General features: G+C 70.2%; 15 protein-coding genes. 13 read left to right on the top strand and 2 right to left on the bottom strand.

Features of this window, described 5'->3' with window-relative positions; all coding sequences use genetic code 11:
• Positions 1 to 80: 80 nt before the first annotated feature.
• The 12 genes from OKX07_RS04200 (at position 81) to OKX07_RS04145 (ending at position 13,829) form a co-directional block, all read left to right on the top strand.
• The gene (locus OKX07_RS04200; protein ID WP_265630604.1) at positions 81 to 1,895 is read left to right on the top strand and encodes a polysaccharide biosynthesis protein; all 1,815 of its coding nucleotides are present in this window, start codon (positions 81 to 83) and stop codon (positions 1,893 to 1,895) included.
• Positions 1,895 to 3,034 (top strand): DegT/DnrJ/EryC1/StrS family aminotransferase, encoded by a 1,140-nt coding sequence (locus OKX07_RS04195; protein ID WP_322746823.1) that lies wholly within the window; start codon positions 1,895 to 1,897, stop codon positions 3,032 to 3,034. The genes OKX07_RS04200 and OKX07_RS04195 overlap by 1 nt, the downstream gene beginning before the upstream one ends.
• Positions 3,031 to 3,687 carry a sugar transferase gene (locus OKX07_RS04190; protein ID WP_265630603.1) on the top strand — a complete coding sequence of 219 codons (657 nt, stop codon included), beginning with the start codon at positions 3,031 to 3,033 and terminating at the stop codon, positions 3,685 to 3,687. Before OKX07_RS04195 ends, OKX07_RS04190 begins: the two co-directional genes overlap by 4 nt.
• Positions 3,684 to 4,319, top strand: coding sequence for an acetyltransferase (locus OKX07_RS04185; protein WP_265630602.1), 636 nt, complete (start codon positions 3,684 to 3,686; stop codon positions 4,317 to 4,319). The genes OKX07_RS04190 and OKX07_RS04185 overlap by 4 nt, the downstream gene beginning before the upstream one ends.
• A complete protein-coding gene (locus OKX07_RS04180; RefSeq protein ID WP_265630601.1) occupies positions 4,316 to 5,644 on the top strand; it encodes a glycosyltransferase family 4 protein in 1,329 nt (442 codons plus the stop codon). Before OKX07_RS04185 ends, OKX07_RS04180 begins: the two co-directional genes overlap by 4 nt.
• The gene (locus OKX07_RS04175; RefSeq protein WP_265630600.1) at positions 5,637 to 6,668 is read left to right on the top strand and encodes a polysaccharide biosynthesis protein; all 1,032 of its coding nucleotides are present in this window, start codon (positions 5,637 to 5,639) and stop codon (positions 6,666 to 6,668) included. Before OKX07_RS04180 ends, OKX07_RS04175 begins: the two co-directional genes overlap by 8 nt.
• The gene (locus tag OKX07_RS04170; protein WP_265630599.1) at positions 6,665 to 7,774 is read left to right on the top strand and encodes an NAD-dependent epimerase/dehydratase family protein; all 1,110 of its coding nucleotides are present in this window, start codon (positions 6,665 to 6,667) and stop codon (positions 7,772 to 7,774) included. Before OKX07_RS04175 ends, OKX07_RS04170 begins: the two co-directional genes overlap by 4 nt.
• A gap of 16 nt (positions 7,775 to 7,790) precedes the next feature.
• Positions 7,791 to 8,900, top strand: a complete 1,110-nt coding sequence (wecB, locus tag OKX07_RS04165; protein WP_265630598.1) for a non-hydrolyzing UDP-N-acetylglucosamine 2-epimerase — start codon at positions 7,791 to 7,793, stop codon at positions 8,898 to 8,900.
• On the top strand, positions 8,897 to 10,108 hold the full coding sequence (locus OKX07_RS04160; RefSeq protein ID WP_265630597.1) for a glycosyltransferase: 1,212 nt from the start codon (positions 8,897 to 8,899) through the stop codon (positions 10,106 to 10,108). Before wecB ends, OKX07_RS04160 begins: the two co-directional genes overlap by 4 nt.
• A gap of 62 nt (positions 10,109 to 10,170) precedes the next feature.
• Positions 10,171 to 11,094 (top strand): ATP-grasp fold amidoligase family protein, encoded by a 924-nt coding sequence (locus OKX07_RS04155; protein ID WP_265630596.1) that lies wholly within the window; start codon positions 10,171 to 10,173, stop codon positions 11,092 to 11,094.
• The gene (locus OKX07_RS04150; protein ID WP_265630595.1) at positions 11,091 to 12,269 is read left to right on the top strand and encodes a lipopolysaccharide biosynthesis protein; all 1,179 of its coding nucleotides are present in this window, start codon (positions 11,091 to 11,093) and stop codon (positions 12,267 to 12,269) included. The genes OKX07_RS04155 and OKX07_RS04150 overlap by 4 nt, the downstream gene beginning before the upstream one ends.
• Before the next feature lie 150 nt (positions 12,270 to 12,419).
• A complete protein-coding gene (locus OKX07_RS04145; RefSeq protein ID WP_265630594.1) occupies positions 12,420 to 13,829 on the top strand; it encodes a hypothetical protein in 1,410 nt (469 codons plus the stop codon).
• A gap of 285 nt (positions 13,830 to 14,114) precedes the next feature.
• On the opposite strand, the gene OKX07_RS04140 is transcribed toward OKX07_RS04145, so the two are convergent.
• Together OKX07_RS04140 and OKX07_RS04135 are read right to left on the bottom strand one after the other, a co-directional pair.
• On the bottom strand, positions 14,115 to 14,648 hold the full coding sequence (locus OKX07_RS04140) for a peptidase (protein ID WP_265630593.1): 534 nt from the start codon (positions 14,646 to 14,648) through the stop codon (positions 14,115 to 14,117).
• A gap of 76 nt (positions 14,649 to 14,724) precedes the next feature.
• A complete protein-coding gene (locus OKX07_RS04135) occupies positions 14,725 to 16,527 on the bottom strand; it encodes a DUF4012 domain-containing protein (RefSeq protein ID WP_265630592.1) in 1,803 nt (600 codons plus the stop codon).
• Between the two features lie 442 nt (positions 16,528 to 16,969).
• Here OKX07_RS04135 and OKX07_RS04130 point away from each other — a divergent pair, with 442 nt between their 5' ends.
• Positions 16,970 to 17,539 (top strand): low molecular weight phosphatase family protein, encoded by a 570-nt coding sequence (locus OKX07_RS04130; RefSeq protein ID WP_265630591.1) that lies wholly within the window; start codon positions 16,970 to 16,972, stop codon positions 17,537 to 17,539.
• The last annotated feature ends 9 nt before the right edge of the window (positions 17,540 to 17,548 follow it).

The raw sequence follows: 17,548 nt of genomic DNA, 5'->3' as shown, positions 1-17,548 counted from the left end.
CCTCCGGTTGATACGGTTCAAACTCGCCAGAAAGTGCTCTAGTCTGGCAGTCATTGCGTGACACCCGGGGGGGCGTAGGTATGGAACAGCAGAAGGCTGCGCGGCGTCGTTATGAGATGAATCGATGGGCCTGGGCGGCCGTCGACGGGACGGTGTGGTTCGGTGCCGTCTATATCGCCACCTGGTTGAGATTCGACTTCGCCATCGACGAGTTCGTCGGCCGCGTCGCGGTCTTCGCGGCCGTGGCGGTCGTGCTCCAGATCGTCGTCGGCGCCGTGGTCGGGCCGTACGCCGTCGGCCACGTGCGGGGCTCGTTCGAGGAGTCGATCGACATCGCCCGCACCGTGGCTGTGGTGACAGCCGTCATGGTCGTCTGGGCGTTGCTGCTCGACCCGATCCTGGTGCCCCGCAGCGTGCCCGTGATCGCCGGGGCGCTCGCGCTCGCCGCGATGTTCGCCGCCCGGTTCCTCGTGCGCAGCCTCCGGACGAGGCGTCGCGGACCGGACCGCGCGCAGCGTCGCGTCATCGTCTTCGGGGCCGGCAACGCCGGTCACCGGCTGGTCCGCGAGATGAGCCAGGACCGCGACAGCGGGTACTACCCCGTCGCGCTGCTCGACGACGACCGCCACAAGCGCCGCCTGCCCGTCGAGGGCCTGAAGGTGCGCGGGGACCGCTCGCTCATCGCCGCGACGGCCGCCGAGACCGGCGCCGACGCGCTCGTCATCGCCATCCCGCGAGCCGACGCGGCGCTGATCCGCGAGCTGTCGGACATCGCCGCGGAGGCGCAGCTCGACGTCCTGACCCTGCCGCCCCTGGGCGACATCATCGACGGACGCATCAGCACCAAGGACCTGCGCGACCTGGACCTGCAGGACCTGCTGGGCCGTCGCGCGATCGACATGGACACCACCGCGATCGCCGACCAGATCTCCGGCCGCAGCGTGCTGGTCACCGGCGCCGGCGGGTCGATCGGCTCGGAGCTGTGCCGGCAGATCGCCCGGTTCGGCCCCGCGAAGCTCTACCTGCTGGACCGTGACGAGTCCGCGCTGCAGGCCACGCAGCTCAGCCTGACGGGCGAGGGCCTGCTCGACGGTGACGAGGTGCTGCTCGCCGACATCCGGGACCCCGAGGCCCTGCGGGAGGTCTTCGCCGCCGCACGGCCGGACATCGTCTTCCACGCGGCCGCGCTCAAGCACCTGCCGCTGCTGGAGACGTTCCCGCTCGAGGCGTGGAAGAGCAACGTCGTCGGGACGCTCAACGTGCTCGAGGCGGCGGCGCAGGTGGACGTGCAGACGTTCGTCAACATCTCCACCGACAAGGCGGCGCGACCGACGTCCGTCCTGGGGTACAGCAAGCGCGTCACCGAGCGCCTCACGGCGCACTACGCGACGACGCAGCCCGGCCGGTACGTCTCCGTACGCTTCGGCAACGTCCTGGGGTCACGGGGCTCCGTGGTGCACGTGTTCCGCTCGCAGATCGAGTCCGGCGGCCCGGTCACGGTGACGCACCCGGACGTCGTGCGGTACTTCATGCTCATCCCCGAGGCCTGCCAGCTCGTGCTCGAGGCGGCCAGCATCGGCAGCGACGGCGAGGTGCTGGTGCTCGACATGGGCGAGCAGGTGCGCATCGCCGAGGTGGCCCAGACGCTCATCCGGATGTCGGGGCGTCGTGACGTGGAGATCCGGTACAGCGGCCTGCGCCCCGGCGAGAAGCTGGGCGAGGAGCTGTTCAGCCCCTCGGAGGACCGCCGTCCGACGCGCAACGCGTTGGTCACCACGGTCGACGTCCCGGTCCTGTGCCCCACGGAGGTCGTGGTCCAGGCCCACTGCGACGGGCTGTCCGCGAGGACCTGGATGAACAACCACGCGCAGACGCCGCTGCGGGTGAAGGTCTGATGGGGCGGATCTACCTCTCCAAGGCGGACGTGACCGAGCTCGAGGAGAAGTACGTCCTCGAGGCGCTGCGGTCCGGCTGGGTCGCCCCGCTGGGCCCGGAGGTCGACGCCTTCGAGCGGGAGGTCGCCGCGCGCGTCGGCGTCGGTCACGCCCTGGCGCTCGCGTCGGGCACCGCCGCCCTCCACCTCGCGCTCCTCGAGCTCGGCGCCGGCCCCGGCACGGCCGTGGTGCTGCCGTCCATGACGTTCGTCGCCTCCGCCAACGCGGTCGCGTACACGGGGGCGGAGCCCGTCTTCGTCGACTCCGGGCCGGACGGCAACGTCGACCCGGAGCTGCTGCTCACCGCGGTCGACGCGCTGCGGCGCGAGGGCACGGTCGTGACGGCCGCCATGACGGTCGACCTCTTCGGCAGGTGCGCCGAGTACGACGACCTCGTCGGTGCGCTCGCCGAGCGCGACGTCCCCCTGCTGGAGGACGCGGCCGAGGCGCTCGGCGCGTCCTACCGCGGGCGCGGCGCCGGGTCCTTCGGCCGTGCGGCCGCGCTGTCGTTCAACGGCAACAAGATCATGACGACGTCCGGCGGCGGGATGCTGCTGAGCAACGACGAGGTGCTGATCGACCGCGCCCGGTACCTGTCGACGCAGGCCCGGCAGCCGGTCCCGTACTACGAGCACACCGAGATCGGCTACAACTACCGCCTCTCGAACATCCTCGCCGCGCTCGGACGCGCGCAGCTGAGCCGGCTGGACGAGATGATCGCGCGGCGCCGCAGCATCCGTGACACGTACGCGTCCGCGCTCGGGTCCGCTGCGGGCGTGCGGCTGCTCGGCCGCGACGGCGTACGCAGCGACGACGACGACAACTGCTGGCTGACCTGCCTCGTCCTCGACGCGGCCGGTTCGCACGTGGACGTCGACGACGCCGTGGCCCGCCTCAACGGCGCCGAGATCGAGGCACGTCACCTGTGGAAGCCGATGCACCTGCAGCCGGTCTTCGAAGGACGCCGATCCTGGCTGACCGGCCAGTCCGAGCGGCTGTTCCGCACCGGGCTGGCCGTGCCGAGCGGGTCCGGGTTGACGGACGCCGAGGTCGAGCGCGCCGTGGGCACCGTGCGGTCCGTGCTGGAGCTGGCGGCATGATGGCGCGGCACTCGACCGGGGGACGGCGCGGGGCACGGGCCGCGAAGCGCGCGCTCGACCTCGCCGTCGCGGTGCCCGTCGTGATCGTCACCGCCCCGGTGCAGCTGGCCACCGCGCTGGCCGTGCGGGTCGCCCTCGGCCGGCCCGTGCTGTTCCGCCAGCAGCGGCCCGGTCTGCACGGCAGGCCCTTCACCATGGTGAAGTTCCGCACGATGCTGCTCCCGGAGCAGGTCGACGGGACGACCGACGACGCGGTCCGTCTGACGCCCGTCGGACGCGTCCTGCGGGCGGCCAGCCTCGACGAGCTCCCCACCCTCCTGAGCGTGATCGCCGGCGACATGTCGCTCGTCGGCCCGCGTCCGCTGCTCATGGAGTACCTCGAGCGGTACACGCCCACGCAGGCGCGCCGGCACGAGGTGCGGCCCGGCCTCACGGGCCTCGCCCAGGTCAGCGGCAGGAACGACCAGGCGTGGGACGACCGCCTCCGGCTCGACGTCGAGTACGTCGACACCTGGTCCTTCACGGGCGACGTGCGCATCCTGATCCGCACGCTCGGCAGCGTCCTGCGCCGCGAGGGGATCTCGGCCACCGGCCACGCCACGATGCCGCTCTTCACCGGGGCCACCGAGCCGTCCACCCTCCGGGCGACATGAGCGGAGGCATCGTCATCGTCGGCTGTGGCGGCTTCGGCCGCGAGGTGCTGGCACTGCTCCTCGAGCTGCGCGCCCACGGGCACGACTGGGTGGTCGAAGGCTTCGTCGACGACGCCCCGTCCGCGGCCGACGTCGAGCGCGTCGGCGCCGCCGGTTCCCGGGTGCTCGGGGACGTCGCCTCGCTGGAGGCGATGGACCCCCGCTGGGCGGTCGTCCTCGCGGTCGGTTCGCCCACCGCGCGGCGTGCCCTCGACGGCCGGATCGACGCGCGCCGACCGCGGCCGAGCCTCGTCCACCCTGCAGCCACCGTCGGCGCCGGCGTGAGCCTCGGCGACGGGGCGGTCGTCGCCGCCGGCGCACGCCTCAGCACGAACATCATCGTGGGAGCTCAGGTGCACGTCGACCAGAACGCGACGGTCGGGCACGACTCGTCCCTCGGCGACTACGTCCGGCTCAACCCGCAGGCGTGCGTCTCGGGAGCGGTGAGCGTCGGGACCGGGGCGCTGATCGGCGCCAACGCGACGATCCTGCAGGGCCTGACCGTCGGCGCCGACGCCATCGTCGGCGCGGGAGCGGTGGTCACCCGCCATGTCCCGGTGTCGACGACCGTGAAGGGAGTACCGGCGAGGTGACCTCTGCAACCCCCGGCGCGACGCCGAGCACGCCCCGCGTCGCGCCCGTGCACGTGCTGCTGCTCACCCAGTGGTTCGACCCCGAGCCCGCGTTCAAGGGCCTGCTCTTCGCACGCGAGCTCGTGCGGCGCGGTCATCGCGTCACCGTGCTCACGGGATTCCCGAACTACCCGGGCGGTCGCGTGTACGACGGCTACCGCATCCGTGCGCGCCAGTACGAGCGGATGGACGGCGTCGACGTCGTCCGGGTCCCGCTGTACCCGAGCCACGACCGGTCGGCGATCAAGCGCGTCCTCAACTACGTCTCCTTCGCGGCATCCGCGTCGGTCGCCGCCCTGACCGTGCCCCGTCCCGACGTCGTCTACGTCTACCACCCGCCCGCCACCGTGGGCCTGCCCGCGATGGTGCTGCGTTGGCTGCGCGGCGTGCCGTTCGTCTACGACGTGCAGGACCTGTGGCCGGACACGCTGTCAGCCACCGGGATGCTGCGGAACCCGACGGCGTTGCGCCTGGTCGCCGCGTGGATGCGTGCGGTCTACGGCAGCGCCGCCCGCGTGACCGTGCTCTCCGCCGGCTTCAAGCGGTCGATCGTCGCGCGCGGGGTGAAGCCCGACCACGTCGAGGTCATCCCGAACTGGACCCACGAGACCGCACCGGTGGCACCGCGGCCGTCACCCGAGCGTGCGCGCGAGCTCGGGTTCACCGCCGAGGTGCACGTGGTCTTCGCCGGGCAGATGGGTGCGGCACAGGCGCTCGACGTGGTCCTCGACGCGGCGGCCGTGCTCGCCGACGACGAGCGCATCAGGTTCGTGCTCATCGGGGGCGGCATCGACTCCGACCGGTTGCGGGCGGAGCGGGACCGTCGCGGCCTGCTCAACGTCGAGCTGCTCCCGCGTCGTCCGCCCGAGGAGATCGGCGAGATCCTCGCCCTGGGCGACGGCCTGCTCGTGCACCTGCGCGACGACCCGTTGTTCAGGATCACGGTGCCGTCGAAGACCCAGGCGTACCTCCGCGCCGGCCGGCCGGTCCTCATGGGGGTGCGCGGTGACGCGGCCGAGCTGGTGGAGCAAGCCGAAGCGGGGATCGCGTTCGAGCCGGAGAACGCCGACGACCTCGTGCGTGCCGTGCGCCAGCTCGCGTCCATGACGGCCGACGAGCGTCACGCGATGGGCGCCCGGGGCGCCGACTACTACCAGCAGCACCTGGCCCTCCAGCAGGGGGTCGGCCGGTTCGAGGCGTTGCTCAGCGACGTCGCGCGGACCGGTGGTCGTCGCAGGGGGCGACGGACCGACAGTCGAGTTCCGAGGAGAGACGACGATGGCTGACGACTACATGGCAGGCGCGACCGTGGCGATCACGGGAGGCACCGGCTCGTTCGGTTCCACGATGGTCTCCCACCTGCTCGAGGGGGGAGTCGGCCGCATCAACATCCTGTCGCGCGACGAGACCAAGCAGGACGACATGCGTCGGCGCTTCTCCGACAGCCGCCTGAAGTTCTTCCTCGGCGACGTCCGGGACAGGGAGAGCGTGCGCAGCTCGATGAATGACGTCGACCACGTGTTCCACGCGGCCGCGCTGAAGCAGGTCCCGTCCTGCGAGTTCTTCCCGCAGCAGGCGGTGGCGACAAACGTCTCAGGCAGCCACAACGTCGTCGCGGCGGCCGCGGAGGTGGGCGCTCGGTCCGTCGTCCTGCTCAGCACGGACAAGGCCGTCTACCCGGTCAACGCGATGGGCATGTCCAAGGCCCTCATGGAGAAGACCGGGCAGGCTTTCGCGCGCAACAATCCCGGCTCGCGCACGACGGTGTCGATCACCCGGTACGGCAATGTCATGTACTCCCGCGGATCGGTCATCCCGTTGTTCGTCGACCAGATCCTCGCGGGTCACCCCATCACGGTCACCGAGCCGCTCATGACCCGGTTCCTCATGTCGCTCGACGACTCGGTCGACCTCGTCGACTACGCCTTCCAGCACGCGGAGCCGGGCGACCTCTTCGTGCGCAAGGCCGCCGCGAGCACGGTCGAGACCCTGGCGCGCGCCGTCGCGTCGCTTCTCGGCGTCGAGGACCCCGAGATCCGCAAGATCGGCATCCGCCACGGCGAGAAGATGCACGAGACCCTCCTCGGCCAGGAGGAGATGCTCAAGGCAGAGGACCAGGGCGACTACTTCCGCGTCCCCATGGACGCCCGTTCCCTGGAGTACGAGCTGTTCTTCGACCAGGGTGAGCAGATGCCCGCCGAGGTCCGCGACTACACGTCCGAGAACACCCACCGGCTCGACGTCGAGGAGACCAAGGCGCTGCTCATGCAGCTGCCCAAGGTCGCCGAGCTGGTCAGCAGGTCCGCATGAAGGTCGTCGTCACCGGCGCCGAGGGCTTCCTCGGGTGGCACACCCGACTGCGGCTGCGAGCCACGACCGACCACGAGGTGGTCCCGGTCTCCCGGTCCACCTGGGGCGCTCTCCCTGCGCTCGTCGCCGGCGCCGACGCGGTCCTGCACCTCGCGGGCGTGAACCGCGGTGCCGACGACGACGTCGCCGACGGGAACGCGCGGCTCGCGCGCGACGTCGCCGACGCCCTCGCCGGTGCGGCCCCGGGGGTGCGCGTCGTCTACGCCAACTCGATCCAGGCCGGCAACGGGTCGCCCTACGGGACCGGCAAGGCCGAGGCCGCATCGACGCTCCGCGACGCCGTCGCCCGTCTCGGCGGCACGTTCGTCGACATGCACCTCCCGAACATCTTCGGGGAGCACGGCCGTCCGCAGTACAACTCCTTCGTCGCGACCTTCGTGCATGCCGTCATCCGTGGCGAGGCACCGCAGGTCGAGGACCGTCCGGTCGAGCTCCTGCACGCCCAGGGCGCGGCCCGAGCGCTGGTCGACGGCCTGGACGGCGAGTCACGCGAGGAACGACCGGCCGGAGCACCGGCCACCGTGGCGGGCGTCCTGGCAGCGCTGCAGGACTTCGACGCGCTCTACCGGGTCGGTGACATCCCTGCGCTCCCCGACGCCTTCCACCGGGACCTCTTCAACACGCTGCGCGCCGCGACGTTCCCCGACCGCGCGCCCCTGCGCCTGACCCCGCGTGCCGATCACCGCGGGAACCTCGTGGAGGTCGTCCGCGTGCACGGCGGCCAGGGCCAGACGTTCGTGTCGTCGACGAGGCCGGGCGTGACGCGCGGCGAGCACTTCCACCTGCGCAAGATGGAGCGGTTCGTCGTGATCGGCGGGCGCGCGAGCATCTCGCTGCGGCGGGTGTTCCACGACGACGTCATCACGTTCGACGTGTCGGGCGACGAGCCGGTCGCGGTCGACATGCCGATCGGCTGGGCCCACAACATCACGAACACCGGCGACGGTGAGCTCACCACCCTGTTCTGGACGTCGGAGCTTTTCGATCCCGCCGACCCCGACACCGTCCCCGAACCCGTCGGCAGCCCGACCCGAGAGAACGAGTGACCCTGTGCTCAAGGTGATGACGATCGTCGGCACGCGGCCCGAGCTCATCCGGCTCTCGCGCGTGATCGCGCGGCTGGACCGCACGGTCGACCACGTCCTGGTCCACACCGGCCAGAACTACGACCACACCCTCAACCAGGTGTTCTTCGACGACCTGGGCATCCGTACGCCCGACCACTCCCTCGGCGTCGACACGTCCTCGCTCGGCCACGTGCTGGGCGAGACCCTCATCCGCACCGAGCAGGTGCTGCTCGAGGAGCGTCCCGACGCCGTCCTCGTCCTCGGTGACACGAACAGCTGTATCGCCGCCGTCATGGCCAAGCGCATGCGCATCCCCGTCTACCACATGGAGGCGGGCAACCGGTCGTTCGACGAGAACGTCCCGGAGGAGACCAACCGGCGGATGGTGGACCACGTCGCCGACTTCAACCTGGTCTACACCGAGCACGCGCGCCGCAACCTCCTCGCCGAAGGTCTGCACCCGCGGCGCATCACGCTCACGGGGTCACCCATGCGCGAGGTGCTCGAGCACTACCGTCCGCAGATCGACGCGTCGGACGTCCTCGAGCGCCTGGACCTGCGCGAGCGCCAGTACATGCTGGTCTCGGCGCACCGCGAGGAGAACGTCGACTCCCCCACCCGCCTCCGGATGCTGCTCGACTGCCTGGCCGCCGTGCACGAACGGTGGCAGCTCCCGGTCTACGTCTCCACGCACCCGCGCACCCGCAAGCGGGTCGAAGCCCTCGACACCCCCCTCCCGGAGGGTGTCGTGTTCCACGAGCCCTTCGGTTTCCACGACTACAACCGTCTCCAGCTCGGGGCCGCGTGCGTCCTGTCGGACTCCGGCACGATCTCCGAGGAGTCCTCGCTCCTCGGATTCCCCGCGGTGACCCTCCGCGACGCGATCGAGCGCCCCGAGGCGCTCGACACCGGCGCCATCCTCATGACCGGCCTCGACGCGCGGGACGTCGTCGCGGCGGTCGAGGTCGCCATCGCGAACCACGGCGACCGCGCGCTCCACTCGCGGACACCGGTCGACTACCTCGTCGACGACACCTCGATGCGTGCCGTCTCCTTCGTGCTGTCCACCGCGCGGCGGCACGCCGCCTGGGCAGGCCTGCGATGACGGCGCGGGGCGCCGGGCGTCGGCACCGGGTCGTCATCACGAACTTCGCGTTCTACCCGGGCTACAAGGCCGGTGGCCCCATCAAGTCGGTGGCAGAGATCCTCGACCGCCTCGATCAGACGGTCAGCTGCCTGCTCATCACCTCTGACCGGGACCTCGGCGACGGCGAGCCCTACCCCGGGCTCAGCGGCAGGATCATCCAGCGGGGCAGCCATGAGGTGTACTACCTCGACAGGTCCAATGCGCGCCATTGGATGCGCGCGCTTCGCCTGACTCGGCGGGCGCGTCCCGAGGTGCTGTACCTCAACAGCTTCTGGTCCCCCATGTTCACGGTGCTGCCCGTCCTGGCCGCACTCGTGCGACTGGTGCGACCGAACGAAATCCTTCTCGCACCTCGGGGCGAGCTCTCTCCCGGTGCACTGGAGCTCAAGGGTACGAAGAAGCGAGCCTTCCTCCTCGTCTGGTCGGCCTTGTTGCGGCTCGCACGGACGACGTTCCACGCGTCTACCGACATCGAGGCGCGTCACATCACCGCTGTCCTGCCCTGGTCGCACTCGATCGTGCAGATCAACTCGTCGGGCCCCACGCCGCGGGACGCACCGCTCCCGCCGCACGCGGACGCACGCATCGTCTTCCTCAGCCGCATCAGCAGGAAGAAGAACCTCGGCCTGGCACTCGACGCACTGACGACAGTGCCATCGCGAGTCGCACTCGACATCTACGGACCCATCGAGGACCACGCGCTCTGGGCGGAATACACCGAAGTCATCAGTCGGATGCCGGCGAACGTGACGGTGCGCTACTGCGGGGAGCTCGCACCTGCGGCCGTGGCCGACACCCTGGCGCGATACGACGCCTTCGCGTTCCCGACTCTGGGCGAGAACTTCGGGCACGTCATCGCCGAGAGCCTCGCGGCCGGCTGCCCGGTCATCTGCTCGACCGAGACCCCGTGGGGTCCCGTGCTGGAGAACGGTGGGGGGGTGGTCGTCCCCACGTTCAGCACGGCAGCGTGGGGGGAAGCGCTCACTGCCTGGGCCTCTCTGCCCGTCGCTCAGCGGCAGTCGGCGAAAGAACGAACGCTCGTCGCTTACCGGCACTGGCGGGAGGACGCCAACGACCAGACGGCGATCGAGGCGCTCCTGACGGCGCCCCGTCCGGCTGAGACGACTACCCGAGCGTCGGCGTCGGCGCACCGAGCCGAGCGTTGAGGTCCGTCGCGACATCAGGTAGGACCAACGCACATCGCATCATTCGAAAGCAGGTGGATCACGTGGGACTCAAGGGTCGCGCACTGGCATCGGGCAAGGAGTTCTACCGCTCGCGCATCGAGCCTGCCCTGCGCGTGCTGAGCCTGCCCACGCGACAGCGGATCGTCTTCTTCTTTCACCAGGGACGGCTCCTGCGCCTGGCCAAGCCCCGCACCTACTCCGACCTCGTCCTGCGTCGGCTCGTGTACGACCGATCGCCGGAACTCATCTGGACGTGCGACAAGCTGGCGCAGAAGGACCACGTCAGCTCGATGGCCACGACGACGAGGGTGATCCCGACCCTCTGGTCCGGCGCGAGCGTCGACGAGCTCCTTGCCGCTGATCTGCCGGAGCACTGGGTTCTGAAGCGGAACGACAGCTCAGGGTGGGTGTACTTCGGAAGCGGTCGCCTACCTGTCTCGTCGGTGGAGGACATCCGACGCGGCGCCGCCGCCAACACCACACCCTTCGAACGGAACGGGGAGTGGGCTTACTCGCAGGCGCGGCCTCTCCTGCTCGTGGAGCCACACATCGGAGAGTTGGGTGCCTCGCTCGTCGACTACAAGGTCTTCGTGTTCTCAGGACGCGCCGTGATGATCCAGGGCCATTCTGGGCGGTCCGGGGACCACCGGATGTCGCATTTCGACCGTACATGGCAGCCGATGCCGGTGAGGACGAGTCGGCCGCGCTGCGACGACCTGCCGGCCCCGACGCGCCTCGCGGAGATGCTGAGCGATGCGGAGACGATCGCGGCCGGATTCGACTTCCTTCGCGTCGACTTCTACGAGGTCGACGGGGTCCTCTACTTCGGCGAGACCACGGCCTACCCTGCCGGTGGGCTCCGCCGCTTCCGCCCCTACGCGTTCGAGCTCTGGCTCGGCCGGCGATGGATGGAGGGCGTCCACTACCGGCCCGACCTCCACCGCTCGGCCACCCCCACGCCATGAGACCACTTCTGGCGCGCTTCCTGGGCCTGAGCTTCGCCCGCGCGTTCGGCGCCCTGGCTAACACGGGCGCGCTCATCCTTGTCGCTCGATCCGTCGGTGCGAACGACTTCGGAGCACTCGCGGTCATCCTGTCAGTGCTCGCGGCCGTCGCGGGGGTGCTGGGACTGGGGATGCCGGCGTTCGCCCTTCGTGCTGCGGTGCTCGGCAGGCAGCAGGCCGTCGGGTACGCGATCGCCTTGAACCTCTACACATCCGCGGCGATCGTCGCAATCGGGATAGCCTACGGCTCGCTCACGGCGGAACCGTTGCTTGTCGTCGGGTGCCTCGCCCTGACGTTCGCTCTTGAGAAGAACTCAGACATCCGGGTGGGCCTGGGCACAGAGTTTGGCCGGGCGAAACTCGTGAACGCAGTTCTGGTCTTTCGCGGGGTCGTTCCGCTGGCGTTCGTTGGAGGCGCCCTCATCACCGACCGAGCTTCTGTCGACGCCTACGTCTCGGGTCGACTCATCGGCGCTGCTGTCGCCGCGCTTGTTCTCGCGCTGTCGATCCGTGAATGGCGCGTCATCTGGCGACGCCCCCGCGACGGCTCGCTCGAATCGCTCAGCGGCCTCGCGTTCTCCAACGCCGCCGGAGCGGTTCGGCAGATCGACGTGTGGATCGTCGGCCTGCTCAGCGGCTCAGCCGCAGCGGGCGACTTCGCTGCAGCGCAGCGACTCGTGGCGCCATTATCACTATTCGCGAACAACATGAGCGTCGTCGCGATGGGTGCAAGCGCAAGAGAGAGCATGACGCGTGCTCGACGCGCAGTACGCTTCACTGGCTGGTCTGCGGTGGCAGCGCTTGCACCTGCGGTCGCCCTCGCCGCATTATCACCTCAGATCGTATCGCTCGTCCTCGGAGATTCATTCACCGAGGCCACGGCCGCGCTGGCGTGGTTCATCATTGCCGTACCGCCCCTCGCGACCTTGCCGGTCATTGCGACGATCCTGCAGGGCCGGGGGTTGGCCAACGCGGTCGCGGTAAATTCGGTGGTGATGACGGGCCTCTTCGTCGTCTGCGTTGTCGTAGGGGCCGCCACTGATGGAGCGACCGGAGCGGCGCTAGGATTCACTGTGGCAACATGGGTACGACTGATCACCATGCTCGCCATCAGCAGGAAGCTGACAGAGACATGATGCCAAGTGATCACGCTCGATGGTCCGGACCTGCCGATGACGCCCGGGATCCGTCGCTCCTGTGCCAGAGGCCTTGACCACCCTGAGAGGGGCCCCGTGAGCCAGTCCGCAATCTCCGGAAGTGCCGGCGCGCACGCTCGTCGCGCACGTATGATCTTCTCGCCCGTGCTCATCACATGGGTGCTGATCGGATTGGCGGCAAATCTCCCGGCCGCGTTTGGCGGCTCTCCTTCCGTGACGCACATTCTCGTGTCATTGGCCGGCCTCACGCATTCCTTGGTCGGGTTCTGGAGGGATGGCGGGAGGAACATCACCGTACCCGCCATCTTCTTCTTCGCCACAGGACTGTTCGTCTTCTTTCCTGGTCTCGCGATAGCGCTTGGCGGCGCAGGACTACGCCACGGTCCTCTCGCGATGCTGTCCGCCTTGAATTACTGGTACTTCACCCAGCTGGCCTTGCATCACCTGGTCTGGGAGAATCGCCCCATCAAGGATCACCGGGCCGTGATCGTCGCAAGCCCCAGGGTGCTGCGGTGGGCACAGGTCGTCGGAGTCATGCTGGCCGCGACAGGGACTGCGGCGTCCGTCACGGGGGTCGGCGAGCAGCTTCTCGCCTCAGGAGTCGCGTTCACTGGCGTCGTGCTGCTCTCCACGGCGACCTTCGCGGCACCATCCCGCGTATCGCCCGCGGGCTATGTTCTCGTTGCCGCCGCCGGACTTGCGTACGCTCAGTTCGTCTTCACCGGCTTCGGAAGGCTCCAGCTGGGTGCGTTGGGCCTGGCCATGGCGATCACTCTCGCGCACAGGTTCCGCGGACGAGGCGTCAAGGCGCTGATCCTGCTGACCTCAGCTCCCGCCCTGGCGTATCTCGCCCGGAGTCGTGTCTCCTTCGCCGCAGAGACGACATCCGCTTCGGCCGCGCAAAGAGAAACTGGGCTGGAGTCCGTCTTCTCACCGTTGATTCGATTTGCCGAGCTTTGGCACATGAATGCCTCAGGTGGCCTGGATCACTCTTATTTGCGCACCTTCTGGGCTGCGCTGGTCGCGATGGTTCCCAGAGAGCTGTGGCCCGACAAGCCTATCGGCCTCGGTGCGGAGCTCGCCATGATCTTCCGACCGGAGTACGCCGCATATGGCCACTCCGAGCTCGCGCTTCTGTCCGGAGAGTTCCTCCTCGCTGCAGGACTGGTAGGCCTCCTCGTCATGCCGGTCGCGCTTGCCTGGTTGGTGCTGAGGCTGGACAGGATGCTCTCAGGCTCGAGTGCCTCCGGATTTGATACCCGTGGCCACCTGCTTCAAGCAGTCGCAGTCGTCATTCTGTCTGCCAGTATCGTCGACCTCGTGTGGGGTGGGACGTTCGCGTACTCATCGCGGGTCGGACCGAGACTGCTGGTGGTCGGCGTGCTCTTCGTCGCCTTCGCCTGGCATCGGGGCTCGCACGAGCCCACGGCTATGGCCGCTGTTGCCCCGAGAAACCGAGCAGGGGCAGGGGTGGGGGTGGGCGCTAACCGCCCAGCTCAGCTCCCAGCGGGCGGTCGACCTTCGACCCGAATGCGATAGGAAGGGTCTCTAGGGCCACCAGACGCGCGAGACCAACCGCGTCAAGGCGGGCACGCGGGCTCGATGACAGCCCGCAACGTTCAGCGCGGCATAGCCGCCGCGCACGTAAGCAGTTGCAGGCGCCGCGGTCGGCGTGAGCCTGTGAATCGCCGGCTCGTCACTCGCCGGTCGCGGCGGACGACCACGTCATCGACGGCGGGGTGCGTTCAGGTTCCATCGATAGGCGCGCACATACGAAGGGGCCGGTGCGACATTCCGCCCCGGCCCCCTTCGTACGACAACGTGTCAGACGCGCGCAGACTGCTGACGGCGACGCACGATGAAAACGGTGCCCGCACCGAGGGCAATCACGGCGGCGGCGCCGAGGCCGAGGACGAGCGGGTCAGAGCCCGTGGTCGCGAGCGCTCCCCCGCCACCCGTCGCCCCGGGAGCCGCAGCCCCGGCAGCTGCCCGGACCACGACAGTCGAGTCGGCCACGAGGGCGCCCGTCTGGTCCGTGATCGCGACACGGAAGTTCGCGGCGGAGCGCAGCGTGACGGTGAACGCCACGACGTCGCTCGTCGCCGTCTTCGTCAGCGACGCGGTGCCGGCGATCAGGATGTCGCTGCTCGGGATCGACGCGGGGTTCGAGGTGATCGTGAGGGTGTAGTCCTCACCGATGTTCGCGCCCTCGAAGACGACCTGGAAGCCCTCACCGGGAGCCGGTGTCGAGTCGCTGACCTCGAGGTCGGTACCGGGCGCGACATACGCCTGGGCGGCGGCGGCGGGCAGGATGACGAGTGCAGCAGCAGCAGCGAGCGAGATGAGACGACGGTTCACGGCAGGGCCCCCCCTTGGGCTGCGCGGGCCATCCGAGCAGCCTTGAAAATGACGATCGCCCCCAGCATACGCACGTTCACCCGCAAAGCCAGCCGTCGTCGAGATTCACCCCGTGGCGTACCAACGGTGTGATTCGCACCTCGGGTGCCCCACTTTGGCCCGTTCCGGTACGGAATTGGTAGTCCACCACTTTCGATTCACCGGGATCGAGCTCGACGGTCCTCGCGACGACGAAGAGGTCGTCGTGCACGTAGGACGCCCCTCCCCTCGACCCGTCGCTCACTTCGACGTCTTCGACGAGTCCGCCCTGGGGGGCGTAGGCGAGAATGTTGAACCGCATCCGCCCGGGCTCCAGGACGCGCCCACCGCTGATGTACGGGGGCATGTCGACGACATCGGACGGCGCCGTCGACGTGAAAGTCACCGCGACGTCGATCAGCCGCGAGCCGTCCACCGCACACGCACCGGGGCTGACCTGCACATCAGCATCGAGGTAGTACCCGATCTTCGACCCCGTGCCGTCGTTGACGAACAGGCCGATCACCGGAGTCCCGTCCCGGAGTCCGCGCAGCTCGTTGCTCAGGACCGTGCCGTACAGCCGGGCCTGCTCCTCGGGGTGGGCCGACCACAGCATGAGCTGCCGGTCGCGGGCCGCTGTCGCCAAGGCCTCGACGGTCTGAGCAGGGCTCCCGGTGCCCGCCAGTGCCGCTCCGAAGATGGCGGCACCCGTCGCGGCGTAGAAGGCGTCCTGCTCGGCGAAGTCCTCGATCAGCCGGTAGACCGTGTTGTTGAGGACCTCCACCGCGTTGGCCTCGGTGAGCTGCCCCCCGGCCTCGTCCGCCACGGGTCCCGGCGGCAGGTCCACCGGGCCGGTCGCGCCGAGGATGGCGGCGAGCCCGCCCGTGTCGATCGAGACGACGCCGTCGATGTCGCCGCCGATGCGCTGCTCCCACATGGCCTGCGCGAGCTCCGCCGCGCGCGGGAAGTCCGGCGTGAACGTCACGTCGGCCATGTAGATGCCGAGCTGCTCACCGAACAGGGAGCGCTCGACGTCGGTCAGTGGCAGCGCGGGCTCCGGCAGACCCGACAGGACGCCCGCGGCGTTGCGGAGCTCGACCAGCTCCACCGCACCGTCGTCGGCGCGCAGCAGGATCACCGCGCCGGGGATCCCGCCCAGCGCGCGGGGCTCGGCGTTGTTCTGCACCAGGAGCAGGTAGTGCCGCGGCCCGTCGGCCCCCAGCATGGCGGGCAGCAGCTCCGCGGCCCGCGCCGCGGTGGCGGTATCGGCGCCGACGCCGGCGAGCTGGCTGCGCAGCAGGTCGACGGGGCCCGCGACCTGCGCCATCAGGCCGTCCACGTCCACGTCGGTCAGGTGCTCGAGCGAGGCCCGCACGGCCTCGTCCGCGGCGACGAGCTGCGGGGCCACGGCCACCAGGGGGTCCAGGTCGATCCGGCCGTCCACGGGTGCGAGCGTGGTGGGGTCCAGCACGCCCGTCGCCTCCACCAGCATGGGCAGCGCGTCCTGCGCCAGCTCGTCGACCGCCCCCGCCACCGCCTGGACGGCCTGCACGTTGGGCCCGACACCCGGCAGCACGCCGGCCACCGCCCACAGCGGGCCGGACGTGCGGGAGCGCGCCAGCGCCGCGTCGTCCTGGACCTGCCGGAGCGTCACCCGCGCCGCCTCGACCTGGCCGGCGCGCGCCTGCTCCTGCATGAGCCCGACGTCCGTCCTGGCGGCCTGCAGGGCGTCGCGCGCCTCCATCGCCGTCCACGTGAGCCACGCCAGGGACGCCCCCAGGACGAACGACGCACCGATGAGGCTGAGCCACACGATCCGTCGGCGCGGGTGCGCGTCGCGCATCAGGTCGGCTGTCGTCATGCCGCGCGGCGGCGTGCGGCCGGGGTGGCGCCGCGGACGCGTGGGCCGGTCGGGTGGAGGCGCGGGCTCCCGGCTGCGCGTGGCGCGCTTACCGGACGATTCGGACACCACAGGGATCTGCTGCGTCGTCCACTCCGGCCCCCAACCGGGATGAGCCACGCGCTCCTCCGCCCCCGCGAACGGTCGTCGGGGGTGTGCCCCCCGATGCACCTGGTGCGATGGTAACCGCCGGACGCCCGACCACCGGGTCAGGCGCACCCGCGCCCGCCGTGACAGATGCCGCCCTCGCCTGCGCGGCGCCACGTGTGGTCGTCACGCCGGAGCCGGGGCTGCCGGGAGTGTCCGACAAGGACCGACAAACCGCCGCCGACCTGCGGTCCTACCGCGATATCGCCCGCTGAAGAGGGGCGCCGGACGCTGGTCGTCGGGCATCATCGGGCCCATGACGTCCACCGAGACCCCCGCACGGATCCTCGCGGTCTGCACCGGCAACATCTGCCGCTCGCCAGTGGTCGAGCGGCTGCTCGCGGCCCGCCTCGCGGGGACCGACGTCCAGGTCGCGTCGGCCGGCACGCACGCCGTCGTCGGCAACCCCGTCTCCGCCCCGATGGTCCCGCTCCTGCAGTCCGCGGGCGCCGACGCCTCCGGGTTCACCGCGCAGCAGCTCACCGCCGAGCTCGTGCGCGACGCCGACCTCGTGCTCGCCCTCACCCGCAGCCACCGCACCGCGATCGTGGAGCTGGTGCCCGCGGCCGTGCGCCGCACCTTCACGCTGCGTGAGCTCGCGCGCCTCGTCGCGCACCTCGACCTCGAGACGCTGCACGCCGCGGGCGACACGCCCGCCGCGCGGCTGCGGGCCCTGCCGGCGCTGGCGGCAGGGGTGCGGCACGTCGCCGGGCTGGGCGACGACGACGTGTTCGACCCGTACGGCCAGTCCGACGCCGTGTACCTGGCGTCGTACGAGGAGATCGCCCCCGCCGTCGACACGATCGCCGCCGCGCTGGTGCGCTGACGGACGTCC

The sequence above is a fragment of the Cellulomonas sp. S1-8 genome (assembly GCF_026184235.1).
Taxonomy (GTDB): domain Bacteria; phylum Actinomycetota; class Actinomycetes; order Actinomycetales; family Cellulomonadaceae; genus Cellulomonas.
This window is presented reverse-complemented; position numbering and strand designations above follow the sequence as displayed.